Annotated in this window: 22 protein-coding genes; 15 read left to right on the plus strand and 7 right to left on the minus strand. The window is 33.4% G+C overall.

Features of this window, described 5'->3' with window-relative positions:
* Nucleotides 1-50: 50 nt before the first annotated feature.
* Genes ccoS through AC2H4K_RS02340 form a run of 8 tightly spaced genes read left to right on the plus strand, consistent with a single transcriptional unit; the run spans nucleotide 51 to nucleotide 6,774 of the window.
* Nucleotides 51-236 (plus strand): cbb3-type cytochrome oxidase assembly protein CcoS, encoded by a 186-nt coding sequence (ccoS, locus tag AC2H4K_RS02305; protein ID WP_281141117.1) that lies wholly within the window; start codon nucleotides 51-53, stop codon nucleotides 234-236.
* 10 nt (nucleotides 237-246) lie between these two features.
* Entirely contained in the window at nucleotides 247-2,448 is a 2,202-nt protein-coding gene (ccoN, locus tag AC2H4K_RS02310) for a cytochrome-c oxidase, cbb3-type subunit I (protein WP_281141116.1), read from the plus strand.
* Nucleotides 2,449-2,455: 7 nt separating this feature from the next.
* Complete coding sequence (locus AC2H4K_RS02315; protein WP_281141115.1) at nucleotides 2,456-2,641, plus strand: CcoQ/FixQ family Cbb3-type cytochrome c oxidase assembly chaperone; 186 nt, start codon at nucleotides 2,456-2,458, stop codon at nucleotides 2,639-2,641.
* Nucleotides 2,638-3,651: a cbb3-type cytochrome c oxidase N-terminal domain-containing protein gene (locus AC2H4K_RS02320; RefSeq protein WP_281141114.1), complete on the plus strand. Its 1,014-nt coding sequence runs from the start codon at nucleotides 2,638-2,640 to the stop codon at nucleotides 3,649-3,651. Before AC2H4K_RS02315 ends, AC2H4K_RS02320 begins: the two co-directional genes overlap by 4 nt.
* A gap of 20 nt (nucleotides 3,652-3,671) precedes the next feature.
* Nucleotides 3,672-5,096 (plus strand): cytochrome c oxidase accessory protein CcoG, encoded by a 1,425-nt coding sequence (gene ccoG / locus AC2H4K_RS02325; protein WP_281141113.1) that lies wholly within the window; start codon nucleotides 3,672-3,674, stop codon nucleotides 5,094-5,096.
* 41 nt (nucleotides 5,097-5,137) lie between these two features.
* Nucleotides 5,138-5,584, plus strand: coding sequence for a FixH family protein (locus AC2H4K_RS02330; protein WP_281141112.1), 447 nt, complete (start codon nucleotides 5,138-5,140; stop codon nucleotides 5,582-5,584).
* A gap of 3 nt (nucleotides 5,585-5,587) precedes the next feature.
* A complete protein-coding gene (locus AC2H4K_RS02335; RefSeq protein WP_281141111.1) occupies nucleotides 5,588-6,289 on the plus strand; it encodes a sulfite exporter TauE/SafE family protein in 702 nt (233 codons plus the stop codon).
* A 35-nt stretch (nucleotides 6,290-6,324) separates the two neighbouring features.
* The gene (locus tag AC2H4K_RS02340) at nucleotides 6,325-6,774 is read left to right on the plus strand and encodes a pyridoxamine 5'-phosphate oxidase family protein (RefSeq protein WP_281141110.1); all 450 of its coding nucleotides are present in this window, start codon (nucleotides 6,325-6,327) and stop codon (nucleotides 6,772-6,774) included.
* 83 nt (nucleotides 6,775-6,857) lie between these two features.
* On the opposite strand, the gene AC2H4K_RS02345 is transcribed toward AC2H4K_RS02340, so the two are convergent.
* Nucleotides 6,858-7,691, minus strand: a complete 834-nt coding sequence (locus AC2H4K_RS02345; RefSeq protein WP_281141109.1) for a universal stress protein — start codon at nucleotides 7,689-7,691, stop codon at nucleotides 6,858-6,860.
* Between the two features lie 10 nt (nucleotides 7,692-7,701).
* Entirely contained in the window at nucleotides 7,702-9,066 is a 1,365-nt protein-coding gene (gene hemN, locus AC2H4K_RS02350) for an oxygen-independent coproporphyrinogen III oxidase (RefSeq protein WP_281141108.1), read from the minus strand.
* A gap of 149 nt (nucleotides 9,067-9,215) precedes the next feature.
* Here hemN and AC2H4K_RS02355 point away from each other — a divergent pair, with 149 nt between their 5' ends.
* The 6 genes from AC2H4K_RS02355 (at nucleotide 9,216) to AC2H4K_RS02380 (ending at nucleotide 13,854) form a co-directional block, all read left to right on the plus strand.
* Nucleotides 9,216-9,806, plus strand: a complete 591-nt coding sequence (locus AC2H4K_RS02355; protein ID WP_281141107.1) for a superoxide dismutase family protein — start codon at nucleotides 9,216-9,218, stop codon at nucleotides 9,804-9,806.
* A 93-nt stretch (nucleotides 9,807-9,899) separates the two neighbouring features.
* Nucleotides 9,900-10,430, plus strand: a complete 531-nt coding sequence (locus tag AC2H4K_RS02360) for an RNA polymerase sigma factor (protein WP_281141106.1) — start codon at nucleotides 9,900-9,902, stop codon at nucleotides 10,428-10,430.
* Nucleotides 10,431-10,433: 3 nt separating this feature from the next.
* Entirely contained in the window at nucleotides 10,434-11,228 is a 795-nt protein-coding gene (locus tag AC2H4K_RS02365; RefSeq protein ID WP_281141105.1) for an anti-sigma factor, read from the plus strand.
* Between the two features lie 158 nt (nucleotides 11,229-11,386).
* A complete protein-coding gene (locus tag AC2H4K_RS02370) occupies nucleotides 11,387-12,142 on the plus strand; it encodes an acyltransferase family protein (RefSeq protein ID WP_281141104.1) in 756 nt (251 codons plus the stop codon).
* Between the two features lie 166 nt (nucleotides 12,143-12,308).
* Nucleotides 12,309-12,863 carry a hypothetical protein gene (locus AC2H4K_RS02375; protein ID WP_281141103.1) on the plus strand — a complete coding sequence of 185 codons (555 nt, stop codon included), beginning with the start codon at nucleotides 12,309-12,311 and terminating at the stop codon, nucleotides 12,861-12,863.
* A gap of 202 nt (nucleotides 12,864-13,065) precedes the next feature.
* Nucleotides 13,066-13,854 (plus strand): nuclear transport factor 2 family protein, encoded by a 789-nt coding sequence (locus AC2H4K_RS02380; protein ID WP_281141102.1) that lies wholly within the window; start codon nucleotides 13,066-13,068, stop codon nucleotides 13,852-13,854.
* A 117-nt stretch (nucleotides 13,855-13,971) separates the two neighbouring features.
* Here AC2H4K_RS02380 and guaB read toward each other — a convergent pair whose 3' ends face one another.
* The 5 genes from guaB to AC2H4K_RS02405 all read right to left on the minus strand — a co-directional run bounded on the left by guaB (nucleotide 13,972) and on the right by AC2H4K_RS02405 (nucleotide 20,649).
* Nucleotides 13,972-15,441: an IMP dehydrogenase gene (gene guaB, locus AC2H4K_RS02385; RefSeq protein ID WP_281141101.1), complete on the minus strand. Its 1,470-nt coding sequence runs from the start codon at nucleotides 15,439-15,441 to the stop codon at nucleotides 13,972-13,974.
* A 118-nt stretch (nucleotides 15,442-15,559) separates the two neighbouring features.
* On the minus strand, nucleotides 15,560-17,755 hold the full coding sequence (locus AC2H4K_RS02390; protein WP_493742791.1) for a PepSY domain-containing protein: 2,196 nt from the start codon (nucleotides 17,753-17,755) through the stop codon (nucleotides 15,560-15,562).
* A gap of 11 nt (nucleotides 17,756-17,766) precedes the next feature.
* On the minus strand, nucleotides 17,767-18,252 hold the full coding sequence (locus tag AC2H4K_RS02395; RefSeq protein WP_493742792.1) for a DUF2271 domain-containing protein: 486 nt from the start codon (nucleotides 18,250-18,252) through the stop codon (nucleotides 17,767-17,769).
* A gap of 14 nt (nucleotides 18,253-18,266) precedes the next feature.
* Nucleotides 18,267-19,745: an ankyrin repeat domain-containing protein gene (locus AC2H4K_RS02400; RefSeq protein WP_493742793.1), complete on the minus strand. Its 1,479-nt coding sequence runs from the start codon at nucleotides 19,743-19,745 to the stop codon at nucleotides 18,267-18,269.
* Between the two features lies 1 nt (nucleotide 19,746).
* Nucleotides 19,747-20,649 carry a DUF6607 family protein gene (locus tag AC2H4K_RS02405; RefSeq protein WP_493742794.1) on the minus strand — a complete coding sequence of 301 codons (903 nt, stop codon included), beginning with the start codon at nucleotides 20,647-20,649 and terminating at the stop codon, nucleotides 19,747-19,749.
* 90 nt (nucleotides 20,650-20,739) lie between these two features.
* On the opposite strand from AC2H4K_RS02405, the gene AC2H4K_RS02410 reads away from it, so the two are divergent.
* Nucleotides 20,740-22,875: a TonB-dependent receptor plug domain-containing protein gene (locus AC2H4K_RS02410; RefSeq protein ID WP_281141096.1), complete on the plus strand. Its 2,136-nt coding sequence runs from the start codon at nucleotides 20,740-20,742 to the stop codon at nucleotides 22,873-22,875.
* The last annotated feature ends 6 nt before the right edge of the window (nucleotides 22,876-22,881 follow it).

Below are 22,881 nucleotides of genomic sequence, written 5' to 3' on the forward strand. Positions count from 1 at the left end.
GTTTTAAACTTTAGGTCAATAGTATTTTTGAACCATAACTTCAATTAGGTATGAGTGTTATATATATTTTATTAACTGTTAGTGTCATTGTTGGCGTAACATTTTTAATCATTTTTTTATTGGCCGTAAAGTCTGGTCAATATGATGATAGCTACACACCATCTGTGCGTATGCTCTTTGAAGACGAAATTATTAAGAACAAAAAGAATAACTCAACACAAACAAAAACTGACTAATTTTTTTAATATGGAAATGCAACAATTTTACTACGATAACAAAATCGTTAAAAAGTTCCTCTATGCCACAATACTTTGGGGAGTTGTAGGTATGCTAGTTGGAATACTACTAGCCTTTATGTTTATATTCCCAAACTTAACTGATGGTATCTCTTGGTTAAGTTTTGGTCGTTTAAGACCACTTCACACCAACGCTGTAATTTTTGCCTTTGTAGGTAATGCTATTTTTGCAGGTGTTTACTATTCGCTTCAGCGCTTACTTAAAGCGAGAATGTTTAGCGATTTATTAAGTAACATCAACTTTTGGGGTTGGCAATTAATTATTGTAGCTGCTGCTCTTACACTGCCATTGGGTTACACAACATCAAAAGAATATGCTGAATTAGAATGGCCAATTGATATTGCTATTGCGCTTATTTGGGTAGCTTTTGGTGTGAATATGATTGGTACAATTTTAAAGCGTCGTCAACGTCACTTATATGTTGCTATTTGGTTCTATTTAGCTACGTTCGTTACGGTTGCTGTACTTCATATTTTCAATAGTTTAGAATTACCTGTTAGTGGTTTAAAAAGTTATTCTGTTTATGCTGGTGTACAAGATGCTTTAGTACAGTGGTGGTACGGACATAACGCTGTTGCATTCTTCTTAACCACACCTTTCTTAGGTTTAATGTACTATTTTGTACCAAAAGCAGCGAATAGACCTGTATATTCTTACAGACTTTCTATTGTTCACTTCTGGTCCTTAATATTCATTTATATCTGGGCAGGACCTCACCACTTATTATATACTGCACTTCCAGAATGGGCACAACATTTAGGTGTTGCTTTCTCTGTAATGTTAATTGCTCCTTCTTGGGGTGGTATGATTAATGGATTATTGACCTTACGTGGTGCTTGGGATAAAGTAAGAACGGATCCTGTTCTTAAATTTATGGTTGTTGCTATTACTGGTTATGGTATGGCTACGTTTGAAGGTCCAATGCTTTCATTAAAAAACGTTAACGCAATTGCTCACTTTACAGACTGGATTATTGCTCACGTTCACGTTGGTGCATTAGCTTGGAACGGATTCTTAGCCTTTGGTATGATATACTGGTTAGTACCAAGATTATTCAAAACAAAATTACATTCTACAGGATTAGCCAACTTACATTTCTGGGTAGGTACATTAGGTATCCTTTTATATGCTTTACCAATGTATGTTGCTGGATTTACTCAAGCTAGTATGTGGAAACAATTCAACCCAGATGGTAGTTTAGTGTATGGTAACTTCTTAGAAACAGTTACTGAAATTATGCCAATGTACTGGATGCGTGCTATTGGTGGTACATTATACATTACAGGTATGCTTATCTTAGTATACAACATTATCATGACGGTTTCTAGAGCAGAAAACAAAGTTACTGATGAGCTTGCTGAAGCACCTGCTTTACAACGTGTATCTAAAAGCCGTGTTGCTGGTGAAGGATGGCACACTTGGTTAGAGCGTAAGCCTGTTTTATTAACTATCTATGCTACAATTGCTATTTTAATTGGTGGTGTTGTACAGATTATACCAACTATTGTAGTAAAATCTAACATCCCAACTATAAGTAGTGTTCAACCTTATACTCCATTAGAATTAGAAGGTAGAGATATCTACATCAGAGAAGGTTGTGTGGGTTGTCACTCACAAATGGTTAGACCTTTTAGAAGTGAGGTAGAACGTTATGGTGAGTACTCTAAAGCTGGTGAATATGTTTACGATCACCCATTCCTTTGGGGAAGTAAGCGTACAGGTCCAGACTTACATCGCGTTGGTGGTAAGTATAACGATAACTGGCATTTTAATCACATGTACGATCCTCAAAGTACCTCAACTGGTTCTATTATGCCATCATATAAATGGTTGATTGTTGGCGAAGGTGCTAAACTAGACAAGTCCATGACCGAAAAGAAAATGGAAACGATGGTAAGTCTTGGTGTGCCTTACACAGATGAAGATATTGCAAATGCTCAGACTTCAATGTTAGAACAAGGTACACAGATAGAGCAAAACCTTTATAGCGATCCTGATTTTGCTAAATCTTATGAAGCTGATAAAGCTGCTGGAGGTGAGAGCTTTGTTGAAATGCGAAACAGAGAAATAGTAGCGCTTATTGCCTATCTACAACGTTTAGGTACAGATATTAAAGTGAAAGAGATTATTAACGAAACCGCTCAAAACTAATAACGTTATGCTAAAGTTTGTAAAACATCATATGGAAAGTATCACTGGAATAGAAATCTATCCATTGATATCGCTCTTAATATTCTTCGTCTTTTTTGTAGCCTTATTTTATTGGGTGTTTACAGCAAAGAAAGAATACATCACAAAAGTCAGCAATATACCTTTAGATAACCAAAACGATTTCATATCATGAGAAAATTAATTCCATCATACATTAGAGTACCAGTAATCTTCTTTTCTATTGCTGCTCTAGTAGAATACTTTGTAGATTCTGGCGACCAACCAGCGTTTATAGAACAACCTATAGTTTTATTATTCCTTTTATTAGTACTATTAGTATTAATAGCAATAGAGGGTATTGTAGGTTCTTTAGATAATATTCTTTACCAGAGTTTAGATGAAGAAGGCAAAGCCAGATACGATGCACAGCGCAACGCTCCTTCAAAATTAACATTATGGGTTAAGAAAACGTACACCAAACTTTTAGACTCTAAGCCTATTGAAGCTGAAGGTGAAATTATCTTAGATCATAATTACGATGGTATTAAAGAGTTAGACAACAACCTTCCACCATGGTGGTTATACGGATTCTATGCTACAATTGTATTTGGTGTAATTTATATGGTACGTTATCATATTCTTAATGCTGATGATCAGTTTGCTGAATATGAAATAGAATATGCAGAGGCTAACAGAGCTATAGAAGAATACAAAAAAACTGCCAAAAACCTAGTTGATGTTAATACAGTAGAGTTATTAACTGAAGACGCTGACCTTAATGCTGGACGAGTGATTTTTGAAACCAACTGTGTGGCTTGTCACATGGCTGATGGTGGAGGTGGAATTGGTCCTAACCTAACAGATCAATACTGGATTTTAGGTGGAGGCATCAAAAATGTATTTAGAACAATTTCTGAAGGTGGACGAGATGGCAAAGGGATGGTATCCTGGAAAGCCAATTTAAAACCTTTAGAAATGGCACAAGTAGCAAGTTATGTACTACAATTTCAGGGCACCACACCTGCAAATCCAAAAGAAGCTCAAGGCGATATTTGGGTAGACGAATCTGCTGAAAGTTCTGATGCCACATCTGAAAGCGAAACTACTGAAACCGAAGAAGACACTAACCAAGACGACAACCAAGAAGAAAACACCGAAACAGAAGTAACGGAAGAAAACCAAACCGTTGCTTCAAATGATTAATTCTTAAAGTCAACTCCTACATGGAAACGCCAGACAACGAAGTCTTTAGAGATTCAATAGGTACAATTAACGAAGAAGGTAAACGTAATTGGATATTTCCTAAAAAACCTTCAGGCCCTTATTACGATAAGCGCAAAATAGTAAGCTACATTCTATTAGCGTTTCTATTTGCTGCCCCTTTTGTAAAAATTAATGGCAACCAATTTTTAATGTTCAACGTCCTTGAAAGACGATTTAACATCTTTGGTTTTCCATTTTGGCCTCAAGATTTTCACCTGTTTGTAATTTCCATGATTATAGGCGTGGTATTTATCACTCTATTTACAGTAGGTTTTGGTCGTATTTTTTGTGGGTGGATTTGTCCGCAAACCATTTTTATGGAAATGGTTTTTAGACGCATTGAATATTGGATTGATGGTGACAGAAACAAACAAATGCGCCTTAAAAAGCAAAAATGGGATGCTGAAAAAATTAGAAAGCGTCTTTTAAAATGGTTCATCTTTTTAGTGATTTCATTTTTAATAGCTAATATCTTTTTAGCCTATTTAATAGGAAGTGATAAGCTTTTAAGATATATACAAGAAGGACCTGCTCAACACATGGGAACATTAATTCCGTTGTTAATTTTTACAGGTGTATTCTATTTCATCTTTGCGTGGTTTAGAGAACAGGTTTGTATCATCGCTTGTCCTTACGGACGACTTCAAGGTGTACTTTTAGATAACAAATCTATAGTTGTAGCCTATGATCATAAACGTGGTGAAGCAGAAAATGGTAGAAAGAAATTTAGAAAGAATGAAGATCGTGAAGCTTTGGGTTATGGAGATTGTATTGATTGTTTTCAATGTGTTAATGTTTGTCCTACAGGCATAGATATTAGAAACGGCACACAGCTAGAATGTGTAAACTGTACAGCTTGTATTGACGAATGTGATACCATAATGGAAAAAATTAACCTTCCAAAAGGTTTAATTCGTTATGCAAGTGAAGACAATATTGAAAAGAAAGAGCCTTTTAAATTAACGGCTCGAATGAAAGGTTACATTGCCGTACTTATTATTCTCATTGGTGTTTTGGGTGGTATGTTAGCGCTTAGAAATGATGTTGAAGCTAGAGTATTGCGTTTACCAGGACAACTGTATGAGCATAAGGACAATAATATCATCAGTAATGTTTACACTTACAAAGTAGTCAATAAAACAACTGAAGACATTAAAGATGTTAAGTTTAAACTTAGAGGTGTTGATGGTGACATAAAACTAGTATCTACAACTGAGACTTTTGAAGTTAAGGAAAGTGGATTAGCAGAAGGCACCTTGTTTATTGAATTAAAACAAAGCGATTTATCTGGTGATAAAAATGAAATAACCATTGATGTATACAGTGGTGAAAAATTAATAGAAACAACTTCTGTAACCTTCTTAGGTCCTAGAAGTTATAACTAGAAATCCTGAAGCAAATTCAGGAAGACAAAATAAATTATGTTATGAAAATAAATTGGGGAACAGCTATAGTTATTGCATTTGCAGGCTTTATTGCCTTTATAATGTATTTCGTTATCAGTATGAGTACTGATAAAAAGTATGATCACGATCTGGTTGTAGAAGATTACTACCAGCAAGAGCTAAAGTTTCAAGGAGATATTGATAAAGAAAACAATGCAAAATCCCTTAAAACTAATATCACATGGAAAAAAACTAATGAAGGTATGGTTGTTAGTTTCCCTAAAGATTTAGATTATAACAAGATAAAAGGAAAAGTGTTCCTATATAGACCATCTAACAAGCATTTAGATTTTGAAACTCCAATTTCATTATCTAGCCACAATTTGCTCATACCTGACAACCATTTGTTAGATGGTCGTTGGAACATTAAAATAGATTGGGAATACGATAATAAACCTTATCTATTCAAAAAAGAAATCAATTATTGAAACATGTTAGTATCAGGATTAGTATTAGGGCTATTGGGTAGTTTGCACTGCGTAGGTATGTGCGGACCAATAGCCTTTATGCTTCCTGTAGATCGTTCTAACTCATTCAAAAAAGTAAGCCAAATTGGTATTTATCATTTTGGAAGACTATTAGCTTATAGCATAATAGGCTTAGTTTTTGGTCTACTTGGTAAAAGTCTTTACATTTTTGGTTTACAACAGCAATTATCTATTGCCATTGGTATTATAATGATTGTTTTGGTTTTAATTCCTTATAAAACCATTAGTAAATACAATTTATCAAGACCTATAAATAAGATCATCTCAAAAGTAAAGTCTAACTTAGGACAAGCTTTAAAAAAGAAAACATCAGATACTTTTTTAACTATCGGATTTTTGAATGGCTTTTTGCCTTGTGGACTAGTTTATATGGCTGTTTTTGGTTCATTGGCAACTGGTAGCTTGTTGCAAGGAAGTCTTTACATGATATTATTTGGTTTAGGTACTATCCCTTTAATGACCTCCGCAATTTACTTAGGTAAATTTTTAAACAGTACCATAAAACAACGTATTCAGAAAGCAATACCTGTTTTTGTTGTAGTTATTGGTGTGTTATTTATTCTCAGAGGATTAGGACTTGGTATCCCTTACATCTCACCTGCTCCAGTTGTAGAAATGGCTTCTAGCGCTATTGATTGTCATTAAAATTTTTCGTATCTTATACTGTGAAAGTTTTCAGTATGAGAAAGTCTTTAAAACATAAAGAATCCGCCTTTATTCTTAGTAATAATTACATTGGTCATTTGGGTTATATTTACAACAATAAGCCTTATGTAATACCTATCACCTACTTTTATAATGGTGAAAAAATCATTTGTTATTCAGGAGATGGTCATAAAATCAATGCCTTAAGACTGCATAGCGCAGTGGCTCTTGAAGTTACGGAAATAGAATCTGTAAACGACTGGACTTCCGTAGTAGCTCATGGTACTTTTGAAGAAATGGAAGGTAGCCATGCCAAAGCTTTGCTACACGAATTTTCTTTAGGCATAAAAGATTTGGTCTTAAGAAAAGAACTTGTAGATCTAGATTATATTCATGAATTCTCTGCTAAAATCGAGACTGATAATTTACCTATTGTTTTTGTAATTCATATTGATGAAATTACTGGCAGACTTCGCCATCAATAAACTGAGCTAAAAAAAACGCCAAAGACAAATGTCTTTGACGTTTTCACCCAATGATAGTAATTAATACTAACAAAACACCAAAATCATATTTTAAAAGTCATTACAGGCAAAGTTGAATGATTTGCAATGTCTTCAGAAATACTACCTTCAAAAAAGTGAGCTAAACCTCTTCTACCATGTGTAGCTACAGCAATTACATCTGCACCAATAGTATTAGCAAAGTTTAAAATTCCTTCTTCTATAGTATAGTCTGAAACCACATGTACATTATCCAAGTTATCTAAATGACCGTCGGCTTTCTTTAAGAAATGTGTAACTTTTTTATCAATTTCAGATGTACTTTTAAAGTTTCCATCTGGCGTGTTTACATATACTAAATGTAACTTTACATTTAGTTTGTCAAACGTGTTTTTAGCTTTTATATATGGAGCAATAGCTTCTTCTGAGAAATCACTCGCAAAAACGCCATTCTCAAAATCCATTAAAATAGGATTATGTTTCACTACTAAAACCGGAATGTCAGCATAACGCACAACCTTTTCAGTATTAGAACCTAAAAAGACTTCCTTTACTCCGCTTGCACCATGAGAACCCATAACAATAAGATTGGCATGATGCTCATTGGCAACGTCATTAACTTCATTCCAAACCTTGAAATGTTTCACAACAGGAGATACTTTAATACCTTTTAAGTAAGGCTTATCTAAAAAATTATCGAAACGTTGTTCTGCTAATTTCAAATAAAACACGGCTTCTTCATTCAAAGAATCATTATTAGCTGTAATAATAGCATTAGACAGTTCTAACATATGAAGAACAATAATTTCAGAATCGTACTTTTGGGCCAAGTTAGCTGCTGCTTCTAGCGCAAACTCCGAATATTCCGAAAAATCTACTGGTACAATAATTTTTTTCATCTTTTTTGGTTTAAATAGTCATTGAGAATAATTGAGTGTCTGGTTTTTTGCGTTGCAACAACAAATCAAAAGCCATACATATATTTCGGATAAACGGTTTGCCTTTTTCCGTTACTAAAACTTGTTTACTTCCAAATTCTAGCAAACCATCTTTTTCAAATTCTTTAAGTTTTATTAATACTTCTGGTAGCTCATCAAATGTTAAATCATCATTTAACCAAGACGTTTCAAAATTGCACATCAGATTAAGAATGTGCTGTCTTATTATTAAATCTTCAGTATTCAAAATATGACCTCTGTACACAGGAATAATACCGTTATCTACCAAATGATAGTATTCTTCAATAGATTTTACATTCTGTGCAAAACCATACCAACTATCGCTAATTGAAGATACTCCCAAACCAATCATAGCTTGAGTTTTTGAAGCTGTATAACCCATAAAATTACGATGCAAGGTATTGTTTTGCATAGCTTTGTACAGCGCATCTTTTTTTAAAGCAAAATGGTCCATACCAATTTCAATATAACCTGCTTCTTCTAAAAGTTGCTTTCCTGTTTCGTATTGGTGACGTTTAGAATCTCCTGAAGGTAAATCTTCATCCTTATAACCACGCTGACCATTTCCTTTTATCCAAGGCACATGTGCATAACTGTAAAATGCTATACGATCTGGCATCAATTCTTTAGTCTTACCAATAGTATTTACAACATCCTCTTCGGTCTGAAATGGTAAACCGAAAATAATATCATGCCCTACAGAAGTATAGCCAATTGCTCTAGCTAGTTCAGTCACTCGTTTTACGTTTTCAAACGGTTGAATACGATGTATCGCCTGCTGCACTTTAATATTATAATCTTGAACTCCAAAACTTACACGTCTAAAACCTAAATCGTATAATGTTTGAAGGTGTGCTTCTGTAGTATTGTTTGGATGCCCTTCAAAACTAAATTCGTAATCTTCTGCTAATTCAGAAACCTTAAAAAGTTCAGACAACAAAAAATTCAAATTCTCAGGAGAAAAAAATGTTGGTGTACCACCTCCAAGATGTAATTCTTTGATTTTTGGCTTACCGCCCAACATAGCTCTGTACAAATCCCACTCTTTTAAAAGTGCTTTGGTATAAGGACTTTCTACTTCATGGCGTTTGGTAATGCGTTTATGGCATCCACAAAATGTGCAAAGACTTTCACAAAAAGGCAAGTGTAGATATAAACTTAATCCTTCCGTAGCATTACTTTCATTAAAAGATTTACGCAAAGATGCTGTCCATTGTTGCAATGAAAACGTTTCTATATTCCAATACGGAACCGTTGGGTAACTGGTATAACGAGGACCAGCAACATTGTATTTATTTACTAATGATTGACACATACCTATTTATTGACGATTCAAAATTAATTCTAAGCAATTGCTTAAAACATGACTTTTGTCATATTCATTAAAATTGTAACTCTAATCCGTATTCGTTTGCAGAAACGTAGTTATATCATTAACTTTACTAGAAACAATAAAACTTAAAAATGAAAAACTTAAAACTAATAGTATTTGTATTTAGCATTGTCTTTGCCACAGCTTGTAAAGAAACCAAGAAAGAAGCCGAAGAAGTTGTTGAAGAAACTGAAATGGAAGTAGAAGAGATTGTTGATGAAGCGCCAATGGAAAAAAAGCTTTCAATTAAACTATCTCCTAAAAGTGACAGTAATACTGAAGGTACCATTAACTTTACAGAAAAAGATGGTGTTGTTTCTTTGGTTGGGACCATTACAGGACTTGAGGAAGGCGAACACGCTATCCATATTCACGAAAAAGCAGATTGTTCTTCACCTGATGGAAAATCTACAGGTGGACACTGGAACCCAACTGGCCAACCACATGGAAAATGGGGAGATGAAGCAGGTTATCACAAAGGAGATATAGGAAACTTTGAAGTTAATGCAAATGGTAGAGGAACCGTTTCTATGAGTACAGACGAATGGTGTATTGGTTGTGGAGACGATACTAAAGACATTTTAGGAAAAGCAATTATTGTACACCTTGGTGTAGACGACTTTACATCACAACCATCTGGTGCTGCTGGCGCTCGTGTAGGTTGTGCTGGTATTATTGAGTAATAAATCCCTCAAAGAAAAAATACTAACCAAATAGAAGTTTTGTAATGATATCCCTTCCCCTAGCATTACAAAACTTCTTTAATAAATCTTTGTATGGCAGATTTAGACACACTAGTATCGCAATTTCAAAATAAGAATGAAGTAGCCTTCCAAAAACTATACGGTATGTATAGCGATAGTATACATGGAGTGGTTTACAATATTGTTAAAGATACAGCGATCGCAGATGAGCTTATGCAAGATGTTTTTATAAAAGCATGGCATAATGCACACACCTACTCATCTAAAAAGGGAAGGTTTTTTACGTGGATATTAAACATAGCTCGAAATGCAGCTATAGATAAGACCCGTTCCAAAGCATTTAAGCAAAAAAAACAAAACCTCAACTCAGATTTTTTCGTAGATATTATAACAAGCAATGATAATTTAGATAACAGTACAGATGCTATCGGAATTAAAAAGTTTGTAAAGAATTTAGGTAAAAAATGTAAGGAAGTTATTGAGCTTCTTTACTTTAAAGGATTTACTCAAAAAGAAACTTCTGAAGAGTTAGACATGCCAATAGGAACAGTAAAAACAAGAAATCGTAACTGTATTAAGGAGTTACGTGATATGGTATTATAAATTATGGATACAAATGCATACATAGAATCTGGTATTTTAGAGCTATACGTAGCTGGCCAACTTTCTGAAAAAGAAAATCAGGAGGTCTATGAACTTTTGCAACAATATCCTGAATTGTTACAAGAGGTTCTAGAAATAGAAGCCGCTGTTGTAAAGTTAACCGCTGCCGTATCTCCACATTCTATAAATTTTGAATCGTTTAGAGGAAAATTAAAAGACACTGATAATAAGGTTGTAGACATGAGACCTAAGAAACCAAACTGGATTTCTTACACAGGTTGGGCAGCCTCTATTTTATTAGCAGGAGGTTTATTATGGACACTTAATAATAAAACGAAGTTAGAAGAACAACTACAAACAGCTGATATAGAAAATCAATATCTTGAAACACAAATAGAAGATGCCAGAAACAATTTGGCAAACACCAAAGACCTTCTTGATGCTATTAGAGATAAAGATATCTTAGCTGTACCACTTGGTGGACAAGGTGATTTTGCCAACAGTTATGCCAAAGTATATTGGAACAAAGCCGATAATACCATCTACTTAGATGCTGTAGGCTTACCAAATGCACCAGAAGGAAAAGTTTGGCAAGTATGGTCGTTAACGTTAAACCCATTAACACCAACAAGTTTAGGTACTATTGAAGATTTTAATACAGACGAAAACAAAATCTTTACCATTGCCAATGCAAACGAAAGCCAGGCATTTGGTATTACTTTAGAGCCTGCAGGTGGTAGTGAAAGCCCAACAATGGAACAACTATACACCCTTGGTGTAGTACCAACGGCTCCTTAAAAGGAACTTTAAAAAAAAATTTACACAAACCACTAATTTAACTGTTAGTGGTTTTTTATTTTACTATAACTAACTTATTTTCTTTACATTGCAAGCATAAACATATAATGTGGATATAGTTAATACGTATATCCTGTTGTTGTAGCCAATTTGAGAAAATGACAGAATTCCTAAAAATATATATTTTAAAGAAATGGTGGTTACCTTTTTTATTGTTCATTTTATCGTCTCTAATTTTTCTAGCTCTAATTTCATCAAAGAATAAAACTTTACTGAATATATCAGATTATTTTTTTCTGTTTACTATTATCTTATTGCTTATCGCTGGATTCTGGCAACTAATCAAAGGAAAGTGGTATATAGGAATATTACAATTAGGAACTTTATTTGTCGGTGTTTTAGGTTTAATTTTCATTTCTTCCTTTATGTCTATGTTTGGACCTGACACAGATACTTTTGCTGATAATTTAAAATTACCCGAAAATGTAAAATTGGAAAAACCGATTGACACAAGAATGGGAGATAATTTTGAGTCAATAAGACCTGACAGTATAAAACAAATCATAAAAGAAAAAACTGATTTTCAACTTTATAATTCTTTCCAACCAGGTTTATATGAATATGATTTATGGATTAAGTCAAAACAAAATGGAATAGCCTTTCTTAAAGCATTTGAAATAACTCAAGAAATAGAACTTTCAGCCCCAAGACTAAAGGAAAGGTCAAGTATGAGAATTAGCAATACTAATGACAGCATCAAGAAGTTCAGTACCAAAGATGATTTTACGATTTATGAGGGAGATTGGGGAAAACCATATGGTGCAAGGTTTGAAATTTGGTTCAAACCAGACAATAATGGAAAGGAAGAGAAATTATTAGAAAAAAATTATATCATCGAAGGATGGATGAGATAAAAACTGGCTACAACACCGGCTATAATTCATTGCTTCTGACTTTCCTTGCGGAAAGTCCTCGCAAATTTGCTATCTTCGGTTTACGGCGGAAAATCCTCGCGGATTTTCACGCAACGAAACCATAGCCAAATACGTTGTAATGCATTTGAAACAGGGTTCGATAAAAATGAAAAAAATAGTCAAACTGATTTTTATAATGATTTTTCTTATCAGTTTCCAAAGCTGTAATTCTCAAAACAATTCTGATAAACAAGACCAATTTAAAATTGAAAATGTTGAGTTTTCTGTTCCAAACGAATGGTATGAAGGAAAGAATGGTGAAAATTCAGAGATAGGGTTCAAATGGACTAATATAAAATCACCCAAACATTTTGTTTTCGGAATTCAACATTATAATAAAAGGTATGAGTATGATATAAACGAATTAGCAGATAATTACATAGCAAATTTGCAAAGTAAAATGAGCGACTATTTTTTAGATACAGAAATTCTAAATAGTAGAAAGAAAATTACTCTCAACGTTATGGGAAATGAAATTGAGGGAATTGAAATTGAATATAAAAATCGTTTACTAAATGTAACTGTCGAACAGAAAACTATTTTCTTTCAAATTTTAACTGATAAAACTACCAACATATTTACTGCAACAACTAATGTAAAAGATTGGAATAAAGAAAAAGAAGAGTTTGGATTAATATTGAACACTTTAGAAATTAAATAAAAACGCATTACAAACTTAGGATGGCTATAAGTAATTGCTTGTTCTCGCCTACTTCTAAAAACCCTCACGGATTTTCAGTTTGGTATATACTTGCTAAATTAACCGCTAAACCATACAACTACTTACAGTAGCCATTAAAATATTGATTACAAAGACTGTAACAAACTAATTTCTTCGATGTCTATAAAGAAAACTTAGACTCATGAAATTTTCAAGACTTTTAATTCTCGCTTCATTTATTATCACATCTGGGAATGTGGTAACGGCACAATCCTCCCATGGAGCTAAAAAATCTCAAATACTATCTCAAGAAATAATTCAATCTGACAGCCTTTTTTGGGAAGCCTATAACTCATGTGATATAATTGGAATGAAAATATTTCTAACAGATGATTTGGAATTTTATCATGATAAAAATGGGTTGACTTCCACATTAGATAATTTCTTAGAAGCAATAAAAAAAGGAATTTGTACAAATGAAAATTGGAGATTGAGGAGGGAAGTCATCCAAGGAAGTATGGAAATATTTCCTCTTAATAACTATGGAGCTATTCTAACTGGAGAGCATATATTTTATGTAAATGAAGATGACAAAAAAGAAAAACTGGTTGGTAAAGCTAAATTTACACACATTTGGAAACATAAAGATGATACTTGGAAAATGTCCAGAGTTTTTAGTTATGATCACCAACCGATAGTCTACAAAACCCCTAAAACAGAAATAAAGTTACCTGATGAAATTTTAAGTAAATATTTAGGTAATTATAAATCTTCTCGGATTGGAAATGTAACTATTTCTAAAGAAGACAATCTACTAAATTTGGAAGCGGGTGAATTTAAAGTTACCATATATCCTGAAACTGAAAATTTATTTTTTGCAAAGGATAGAAATCTACAGTTTGAATTTGTTATAGACGAAAAAACAGAGCTGTTAAAAATTCTTGTTCACGAAAATGGTGAAATTATTGAAGAAATAATGAAAGTAGATTAATAATGTTATAATTAATTGCTTATCCTTAATTCTAAAATTCTAGCTAGAGCATAAAAAAAACCAGCATCAAAAATGCTGGTTTTTTTTATTTTATAAATTTTATTTAATCTAAGATTATTATCTCGAATAATTTGGTGCTTCTTTAGTAATGGTAACATCATGTGGATGACTTTCGTTAATACCACTAGACGTAATTTTTACAAATCGCCCGTTTTCTTTTAAAGTAGCAATATCCTTAGCTCCACAATATCCCATACCAGCACGTAAGCCACCAACAAATTGATGAATACTTTCAAATAGTTCCCCTTTGTATGGTACACGACCAACAATACCTTCTGGAACTAATTTTTTAATATCATCTTCAACATCTTGGAAATAACGATCCTTACTACCTTGCTTCATGGCCTCAACAGAACCCATACCACGGTAAGATTTAAACTTACGGCCTTCGTAAATAATGGTTTCACCAGGACTTTCTTTGGTACCTGCTAAAAGTGAACCTAACATTACTGTATCTGCACCAGCCGCTATAGCCTTTGGTATATCCCCTGTATAACGGATACCACCATCAGCAATCACAGGAACACCTGAACCTTTTATGGCTGCAGCCACTTCTAGCACTGCAGAAAATTGTGGAAAACCAACACCTGCAACCACACGCGTTGTACAAATAGAACCTGGACCGATACCGACTTTCACCGCATCTGCACCAGCTTCCACCAAATATTTAGCAGCTTCACCTGTTGCTATGTTACCTACTATTACTTCAAGCTCTGGGAATTTAGACTTTATTTCTTTTAATATTGCAACTACACCTTTTGTATGTCCGTGAGCTGTATCAATAACCACAGCATCAACACCTGCATTTACCAACGCTTCTGCTCTATCCACAGCATCACCTGTTACACCAATTGCAGCAGCAACACGTAATCTACCATAAGTATCCTTATTAGCGATTGGCTTTTGAGTTACCTTAGTAATGTCTCTAAACGTGATAAGTCCTGCCAGTTTATCGCCTTCAACAATCAATAATTTTTCAATTTTATTTTCTTGTAGAATAGCTTCAGCGTCTTTTAAAGATGTACCAACAGGTGCCGTAACTAATTTTTCACTAGTCATTACTTCAATAATAGGTCTGTCATTGGCATGCTCAAAACGTAAATCTCTGTTAGTAACAATACCTTTTAAAATTCCATTATCATCAACAATAGGGATACCTCCAATACTGTGCTCTTTCATAGCATTCTTAGCATCAATAACTTTTGCACCGATTGGCAACGTCACAGGATCTATAATCATTCCGCTTTCAGCACGTTTTACACGACGCACTTTAGTGGCTTGTTGTTCTATAGTCATATTCTTATGAAGAACACCAATACCACCTTCCCTAGCCATGGCAATAGCCATTTTGCTTTCGGTAACCGTATCCATTGCTGCGGAAACCACGGGAATATTAATGGTTATATTTCTTGTGAATTTTGTTTGAATATTGACCTCGCGAGGAAGTACTTCTGAAAAGGCTGGAACTAAAAGGACGTCGTCGTAAGTGAGTCCCTCACCTAAGATCTTGTTTTCGTGTGCTGTCATGGCAATTAAGATATAATTGCACGCAAAGATACAGATTATATATAAACTATAAGCGTATTTCTAGGCTTTTGACAATTATTTTAGTATTAACTAAAAATTGAGACTTTGAGGCATTAAATTAATAACAATCCATAGCTAATTGTCCGTTATTTTCAAAGGTACATAGAGGAGCTTCGAGATGTTTGGTTGTTATGTCATTAATAACTTCCAAAACTCTATTTTGCATAGCTATAGAACCACAAATCATTATTTTTCCACCGTGACGCAAGTGGTTAGCCATAAACTCTGAATGTTCTACAATGATATCCTGAACGTAAAGTTTATGCTCTTGCTCTTGTGAATATTGCGCATAAAATTGCGATAAGGTTTCATTTTCTAAAGCTTCATTTAAAGTGTCGGCATATAATTCTACAGACCGTTTTGTTCGTCCTCCCCAAAACAAACTGATATTTTGCTGTCCAGAATTTTCTTGAATCATTCCTAAAAAGGGTGCGATTCCTGTTCCATTAGCAATCAATACAACATTTTTATTTTCCTTAGGAAAATGGAAATCATTATTATATTCTATTGTTGCAGTAATAACATCTGAAACATTAAGTTCACTAAAGTATGTTGAACACAATCCTTTGTCATGCTTTTTTATACTTAAAAGTATGTCACCATTAACTTTTGCAATAGAATATTGACGTGCAGCTTCATTTTTATTTGGACGGAAGGCGAGCAAATCACCAGATTGAAATTTGATTTTTTTCTTTGGTCTTAATTGTAGTAAAAAGGTATCATCAACATTGAGTTCGGTACGCTTTACCACTTCAAACTGTCTGGTATATTTTGAGCTTAATTTTTCTGCTGGAGCTTTTACAATTAGGTTGAAATCTGTTTTAGCACTCCATGATTCTAACCAAGTTTTAAAAGCTTCAAAAGATTGGTTATTTATTTTGAAGACCGGAAGTTTCTCAACAAAATTCTCTTGCTGCTTTAGCATAGCATCGACGTCTTCAGCATACTTACAGTAGGCTTCGTAAAGTAGCGAGCCAAAACCAACTACAGAATATTGTATTTCCTTATTTTGATGTATTGTAGGTAGAATTTTGTCAAATTTATTGGCACTTATAGGAGCTTCTCCTTCGCCATAAGTTGATGTAAACACAATGATTTCTTTGGCGCTACTGAAATTAGAATAATTATTAAGCTCTGTTATGTAGGCTTTCTTTCCGTTTTCTAAAAGTGCATTAAAAAACAACCTTGCAAAATCATTAGTATTCCCTGTTTCGGAACCTACTAAAATGATGTATTCTGCGTCATCTTTGTTAAACTTGTTTTTGGTTTTCTTTATTTTATTTCGACGTTTTAAAGTCATTGCAAAACCTGAATAAATAAAGAAAAACAAAGCCAAACAGACTAAGGCCAATACTACAGACCAAACTAAAGTGCCACGACCTGTGTGTAACCATAAACTCCATTGCGACATCAGTTGCACCAAAGGATACTGTTGCTCACTAACAATTTCTCCAGAATATTGATTAACCAATAATTCTTTATCCTTCAACTTTATAAAAAAGTAATCTTCGACATCATCCGAAAAAGGAAACTCAAAACTTTTAACTTCAGAAATTTTAATGTCATTAAAGACTTTGAAATCATTAAAACCTACTTTTTCAAGGTTTTCAGATTCAGCTTCTGGATAGGTATGTGATATTTTAGTTTCTGGTAAAAGTGAAAATTTTTCCAAAGACAGATAAACACCTGTAAAAGCCACAATAATGATTGGAATTAGAAACCAGCGACCTAACTCTACATGATAATACTGCGAAAAATCTTCATTTATAACTTTTGAGAAAAACTTTAAAATTCCTCCTTGTCTCCTAGCAATTAACACGACACCTGTTATAGCCATTAGGATTAAAAAGAAAGAAACCAACCCAACGATAAAACGTCCTGTAGATTTTAAAAACAAGGAACGGTGTAGGTTTGTTGCAAACCTAAATAAAGGTGCTTTTTCAATGAGTTCACCTAAGTTTTCACCTGTTTCGGGATTAACATAAAAGGTTTCGCTATCACCTTCATTAGTAATAACAGAAGCTACGACAAAATCATTTTCATCGGTTTCAATGGTAATGATTTCATCGTAGCTTTCTGATAAATTTTGAACGGTAGTTGCTAAAGTGGTGCTACCGTCAATATTGTATGGTTTTAACTGATTTGATATCGGCTCGAAAGCTAATATTAAACCCGTTATAGAGGCTAAGGCAATAAAAATTGAAGATACCAAAGCCAACATAAGATGACTAAATCTCCAGATAGAAATGGTCATTTGGCTTGGTTTTATTGAGGCATCATACGTACGTATCTGATAAAGCCTTTACCTTCAATTTTACTTTTTACGTTTTCTGAAGTTAAATCGAACTCTACATCACTTTCGTAATATTCTTGATCTTCTACGGCAGACTCAAATCTTAACTTATATCCTTTATCTAGTTTATCACTATCAATTTCAATAACACTAATCGAACGCTCTCCACCACTAATGGTTGCTCCTGTTATGGCATCTATATCGTTACGCTTTTTGCCATAAAAATCCCACCAAGATTCTACAGTATTGTACCATTCATCATCCTCTCCTTTTACGTTCAAAGTCTCTATATAATTACCTTCAGGACTTAATAATGATATCACTATGTATGCTCCTTCACCTGAGTAATTGGTCATTTGAATCATACATTTATATTTGTTGGAATCGCTTAAGTTTTTAAAGGATACCAATCCTAAAACTACAATTGCCAAAAGGCTTAATAAGCTTATTCTTTTCATTCGTTACTTTAAATTTATTTTAAAAATTCTACTGAAATTTTATTCTTTTCTAATAACTCATTCTCTTTTGCTAAATCGTAAGCTGTTTCTTCAAAGTCTGTTTTTAAATCTTTCTTTGCACCTACCTTTAGAAGGAATTTAAGTATATCTTCATTTTTAGATTGCATAGCAGCAAGATGAAGTGCTGTATTGCCATCTTTGTTTTTAGCATTTACATCTTGTCCCATTCCTGCAGCTAGTTTTAGTAAATCTAAACTTTGCTTTTTCACCGCTAAATGAAACCAAGTATTTCCGTTTTCTTGTGGTGTAACAAAATCTATACCGTTTGATTTAAGTAACACCATTTTACTTGAAAAATGGTCTTTATTTTTTTCAGAGTAAGAATTAATCAAGTAATAATTTAGGTTATTACCCTCTTTATCTAAAATAAAGATCTTTGCTCCTTTTTTAATAAGAAACTCAGCAGCGTCTGGTGTATTACCATTTATAGCCAATGTTAATGCCGACTGCCCTTTATCGTTAACTTCATTGATATCCTTAACATTATTTGAAAGCAAAGCGACAATTTCAATATCATTTCTTGAAGCTGCATTCATAAAAGGTGTATTACCCTCTTCATCTTTCTTATTTACATCCAAATCTTTTTCCAGCAAATACTGTACGAGTTTAGTATCCTTACTTCTAGATGCCACAATGTGTAAAGGTGTAACACCTTTTTTATTTGCTGTACTAGGATTTAAACCTACACTTTCTAAATATTCATAGACTTCAACTCCATTAGCTTTACCACGAGTTCCGTAAGCTGCAAACAAAAAAGCATTGTCCGTTCCCTTTACGCCAGAGGCTTGTAGTTTTTCTAAAAGCTCAATATTTCCGGTTTTGGCTACGTAATTAAAAACACCATTACCTTCATTATCTAAACTACCAATATCTAATCCTTTTGACTGAAAATACTTTATTAACTCTAAATCATTATCGTAAGGTGCGACCAATAAAAGTGCATTTGCTCCACTAGGAGTTAAGTCTTTCTTTAGATCAGCACCATTTGCGATACAGATATCATAAACCTTAGTATTCTGTTGACCAGATGATGCTGCGAAATTCAGAATAGTGTTTCCTTTATCGTCAGTTAAATCTGTTTTTGCTCCTTTTTTAAGCAAATACTCCATAACATCTGTATTGCCTTTATAAGCAGCCCAGAAAATATAGGTTCTACCGTCATGCGTTAACTTATTAGCATCATTTCCTTTTTGGGAAATCATGTGCTGAATGGTTTTTAGAGGTGCATCTTGTAAGATAGCATATACCACTCCATCAAAATTACTTCCGTTAGCTTCAGCAGGATTGTTGCCTTCTTTAATTTTTGTTTCAATCGTTTTTACGTCTGGCTTGGTGCCCCAAAAATCACGTTTTAAAAACACATTCTCTTGGGCAAATCCAAAGGATACTACTACAAAAGCTACAAGGCTTAATAAATTTCTTAATTGTTTCATATTATTTTACAAATGATTCTATCACTTTATTGATTTCTTTTTCGGCAGTCATCTCATCATCAAATAAATATTTGAATAAAACTTTATTATCTACCTTATTTTCTAAAACCAAATCTTTATCTCGGCTATAAACCTCATCCCATTTTGCTCTAACTGTAGCCCATTTGTCTTGGTGTGCTTTCCACCAGTCTTGAGCCGCTTGGCATCTGCTGTCATCTACCTTTACATAGGTATTATACCCTTTTTCGTTTGCCAAAATTACGTCTTCTTCTCCTTTTTCTCTAACAACTTTTGCATTATCTTGATCGTGCAACCAACCGTAATTTGTAATTTCATGACGATTACCTCTTAAAGTAACATTATAATCACTTCGTTTCGTATATTCTCTTCTTGGTAATGGAGCTGTTGTAGTGTTTTCCCAATAGCTTTTTCCATCAACATGAACCCAAGTTGAAGAGCCTTCGTAACGCGGACTATCATCTACTTGATATACTTTTTGTGTCCATTGCCCTTTAACATCATCTTTTGATTTGGTTTCAAAAACCCACTCATTATCTCCATTATAAGTATAGAAATCTGTGTTTTCGAATAACCAATCTTGTCTCCAGTGCTTTACTATATGAGGACTATCTGGTCTTCCTACCTGCAATAGGTGCTGAATTGAAATTTTGTTGTCTTCATCTTCCACCAACTGTGCCCATTCTAAACCTTTATCAACCTTTGTTTCTGAAGGCTTATACAAAGAGTCATTACTGTAGGAAAATGTTTCTGCAAAATTAAAAGTGACTTCAAAGCAACCACACATATCTTTAATTGATTCTTGGTCTTTTTCTTTTTTTGTTTGCGAATTCACCGTTAGTGAGATGGCTAAAAATGCTAATGAAAATACTATTGCTCGTTTCATGAATTGGAAAAAAATTAATTTTTAAAAATTTTATACTTATTTAGACTGATTTAAAATAAGATTATATATTTGCGACAAAATTAATCAAGAATGAGTCTAAATAAAAATAAAATCTGTATTTATTTTTTATTTTTTATAAGCCTTCAAACTTTTAGTCAGGAAAAAGAGCAAGACTCTACCAAGACAGAAGAGTTAAAGGAAGTTGTGGTTACAGGTCAGTACAATCCTACAACAATAAAGAAGTCAGTATATAATGTTACTGTAATAAATAGGAAGCAAATTGAGCAAATAGCTGCCAACAACCTATCTGATATTCTAAATTTCAATCTTAACCTTAACATTACTCCTAATGCTTATACAGGTAGATCTACAGTGTCTTTTTTTGGGCTTGATAGTCAATACTTAAACATTTTAGTAGATAATATCCCTTTGGTTAGCGATAATGGTTTAGGCAATAATATAGATCTTACACAAATAAATTTAGATAACGTTGAGCGTATAGAAATTGTTGAAGGAGCTATGGGAGTGGAATTCGGTGCTAATGCTGTTTCTGGAGTTATTAATATCATCACAAAAAAGTCTACTCATGATGATTGGCAAATTCAAGCTTATTTGCAAGAAGAAACGGTTAGTGATGAGTACGAATGGTTTGATAAAGGGAGACATATTCAATCCTTAAACATTGCTCATAATATTAATGAGAATTGGTTTGCAAGACTTAGTTTCAATAGAAATGATTTTGCTGGTTTCTTAAATAACAGAGAAGGAAGAGATTATTATCAGAATGATGGATTAAGAGGTTACGAATGGTTACCTAAAGAGCAAATAAATACAGATGCTTTAATCAATTATAAAACAGATAAATTCTCGCTGAGATACAAGTTTGGATACTACAATGAAAATGTATTCTATTACGATGCTGCTGTTAGGGCCAACATAGATACCCAAACACAAACCAGTAACCCATCTTCCTCAGATAGAATATTTACCACAAACAGATTTGTAAACAATTTGAGCTTAGATGGAGCTTTCAGTTCTGGACCAAATTATAGTGCAACACTATCTTACCAACAACAAGAAAGGGACCTTAATGAATTTAACTACTTCATTTTATCTCAGCAAAGGTCTAACGAAACTGATGAGACTTATCAATCCAGTAAAGTTATCTTTTCTAATGGTACTTTGGACAACATAATAAAAGATAAATCTTATGACTTTCAGGTTGGATATGAAATGCGATATATCGAAGGGTTTGATACACAAGCTTCTGGTGAAATTACTCAACAAAACAAAACCAGAAAGCAAAACAACTATGCTTTATTTGGATCTTCAGAAATAAAATTGACCGATAAGTTTTCTATTAGACCTGGTTTGCGTTACGAATACAATTCGCTATATAACTCTAAATTCATTGGCGCCTTTAATGCACGTTATCTTCTAGAAAATGGTTTTGAGCTCAGAGCTAATATTGGTTCTTCATACAGAGTTCCAAATTTTGAAGAACTTTACTACTATTTTGTAGACTCTAATCACGATGTTAGAGGCAATGAAAATTTAAAACCTGAAAATGGTTTTTCAACTTTTATAAATCTTAAAAAGCGAAGTTGGTTTAATGGTATTTCGTTAGTCAACAATTTTAAATTCAGCTATATCGATGTTTCTGACCGCATAGATTTGGCTGTTGTTAATTCTACTCCGCTTCAATATCAGTATATCAATATTGATAAATTTAGACAATTAGGTTTCACTTTAGACAATTCATTAAGGTATAAAAATTTAACCTTAAATATAGGTGCTACACTTCAAGGTATATCTCGAGAAAACAGCAATGAAGTTAATGGTGAAGATGATTATCTATACAATTTCCAAATAAATACTCGTGCGTCTTACTATTTCGAAAAAGTCAATACTTCAGTTTCAATGTTATTGAAATATAATGGTAAACAACAAAATTATAGAGCTACAGGAACAGATGATGATGGTAATAGCATCTACTCCATAGCAACAATAGATGACTATACGTGGTTAGACTTATCCGTTAGAAAAACATTTTTAGACAATAAACTAGATATCACTTTAGGCAGTAGAAACCTATTTGATATTACTAATGTTAATATAAGTAGTACTGGATCTTCAGGTGGTACTCACTCAACCTCTAACAGTAATTTGTTATTGGGTTATGGCAGATCCTTTTATCTCAAAGCAATGTTTAATCTTAATTTTTAAATACAC

It is taken from the genome of Winogradskyella sp. 266wxhm, assembly GCF_058964685.1.